This is a genomic window from Piscinibacter sp., assembly GCF_050175855.1.
Taxonomy (GTDB): domain Bacteria; phylum Pseudomonadota; class Gammaproteobacteria; order Burkholderiales; family Burkholderiaceae_C; genus Piscinibacter.
In genome coordinates this window covers 1-2500 of the sequence record NZ_JBFXIO010000573.1, presented here as the reverse complement: position 1 = coordinate 2500, position 2500 = coordinate 1, and the positions used below count along the sequence as shown (strand labels likewise).

Annotated in this window: 1 protein-coding gene; it reads left to right on the top strand. The window is 71.4% G+C overall.

Annotation, left to right across the window (positions count from 1 at the left end; translation table 11 throughout):
- A partial coding sequence (locus AB7U92_RS25880; RefSeq protein WP_428583533.1) for an Hpt domain-containing protein occupies positions 1 to 2500 on the top strand: 2500 nt, incomplete at both ends.

The following is a 2500-nucleotide window of genomic DNA, read 5'->3' as shown; positions in this document are numbered from 1 at the left end:
AGAACGTCAAGGTCGTCGGCCCGCTGCGCATCGGCATCCCGCTGTTCAACATCTACCTCAACGAGGCCGACGAGCTCTCGCGCCGCCTGACCACCGAGGTGGCGGAATGGGCGATGGAACTGCATCGCCCGATCGGCGAAACGCCGATCGCGCTGGCCCACTCGCTGGCCGGCAGCTCGGCCACCGTCGGCTTCCAGGATCTTTCGCAGCTGGCCCGTGCGCTGGAGCACGCGCAGACCCGCTCGCAGGCGATCGGCTACGGCACCGCTGAAGAGGCAAAGCTCTTCGTCGACACCGCCGAAGAGATTCGCCGCCTGCTGCACCAGTTCGCTGCCGGCTTCCTCAAGGAGCCCGCCCCCGAGCTGCTGGCCCGCCTGGCCGAGCACGAGCTCGAGTCGGCGCGCCGCCTCGAGGCAGCCACGGCCGCCGCCGACCTGCCGCCGGTCACGGGCATGGGCGCGCTCGACGAAGCGCCGGTGATCGATCGCATCGAGTTGGCGCAAGCGCCGGCTGAGCCGCCGAGCGTCGCGCCGCCCACCAGCCGCCCGATGGGCTTCGAGTCCAGCGGCATGGGCACGACCGGGTTCGGTACGCTGGATCCCCGCGTCGATGCGCTGGGCGTGGCGGAGCTCAAGCCGCTGGCCGAACTGCCCACGGCGGCCGCGAAGCATGCGACACCGGTCGAACGCGAAGTGGCGATCGAGGGCACCGAGGACATCGATGCCGTCGATGCGGTCGATGCCGAGCTGTTCCCGATCTTCGAGGAAGAGGGCCAGGACCTGCTGCCCCAGCTGGCCGCGCAGTTGCGCGACTGGGCTCGCCGCCCGGGCGAGAGCAGCCACGCCGCGGCCTGCATGCGCACGCTGCACACGCTCAAGGGCGGCGCACGACTGGCCGGCGCGATGCGGCTGGGCGAAATGGCCCACCGCCTGGAAACGCGCATCGAGCAGTTGCTGGCCGATCCGCCGGTGGCCGCCGCCGACGTCGAGCAGCTGCAGTCTCGCGCCGACGGCCTGATGCAGGTCTTCGAGCTGCTGCGCTCGCGCGACGCCCAGGCCTATGCCGAGGCCGGTGCCGCACTGGCGGCCGCCGAGCCGGCGCCGGCCGAGCCGGCGGTCAGCGTGGCCGAGATGCCGCCGGTGGCGCCGCCGCCTGCAGTCGAGGTTGCCGAGCTCGCCGAACTCGACGCACCGACGATCGAGCCCGCCGCGCCCGTGGCCGAGGTGCCGCCCGCCGCGGTGGCTGCAGCCGCCGACCTGGCGCCGTTCGACTGGTCGCGCTTCGCGCTGGGTGGCGTCAATGCCCGCGTCGTCGTCGAGAAGACCCAGTCGGCCGCCCAGACCGCCGTGCGCGTGCGCGCGCCGCTGCTCGACCGCCTGGTCAACCAGGCCGGCGAGGTGTCGATCACGCGCTCGCGCATCGAGTCGGAGGTGGGGCAGATCAGGAACTCGCTGGGCGACCTCACCGAGAACCTCGAGCGCCTGCGCCAGCAGTTGCGTGACATCGAGCTGCAGGCCGAGACGCAGATGAGCTCGCGGCTCGAAGCGGCCAAGGCCGCCTCGCAGTCGTTCGACCCGCTGGAGTTCGACCGCTTCACGCGTTTCCAGGAAATCACCCGCATGATGGCCGAGTCGGTCAACGACGTGGCCACGGTGCAGCGCACGCTGCAGCGCTCGCTGGACAGCACCGAAGACGAACTGGCCACGCAGGCACGGCTCACCCGCGACCTGCAGGACGACCTGCTGCGCACGCGCATGGTGGAGTTCGAGGGCCAGTCCGACCGCCTCTATCGCGTGGTGCGCCAGGCGGCCAAGGAAACCGGCAAGCAGGTTCGACTGGACATCGTCGGCGGCTCGATCGAAATCGACCGCGGCGTGCTCGACCGCATGATCGCCGCCTTCGAGCACCTGCTTCGCAACTGCGTGACGCACGGCATCGAGTCGCCCGAGGCGCGTGCCGCGGCCCACAAGGACCCGGCCGGCACGGTGCTGGTCTCGGTGACGCAGGAAGGCAACGAAGTCGGCATCGAGTTCCGCGACGACGGCCGTGGCCTCGACCTCGCGCGCATCCGCGCCAAGGGCGTGGCCATGGGACTCATCGGTGCCGACCAGGAACTCGGCGATGCGGAGCTGGCCAACCTGATCTTCACGCCGGGCTTCAGCACCGCCGAGACGGTGACCGAGCTGGCCGGCCGCGGTGTCGGCATGGACGTGGTGCGCTCCGAAGTCAACGCGATGGGCGGCCGCATCGAGACCGCCACCGCGCCGGGGCAGGGCACCTCGTTCAAGCTGGTGCTGCCGCTGACCACCGCGGTGACGCAGGTGGTGATGCTGCGCTGCGGCGACGCCACCGTGGCGGTGCCGTCGACGCTGATCGAGATCGTGCGCCGGGCGACGCCCGAGGAGATCGAGAAGGCCTACGCCAGCGGCGTCTACTCGCTGGGCGACCGGCCGCTGCCGTTCTTCTGGCTCGGCGCGCTGCTGCAGCTCAGCGCCGCGCC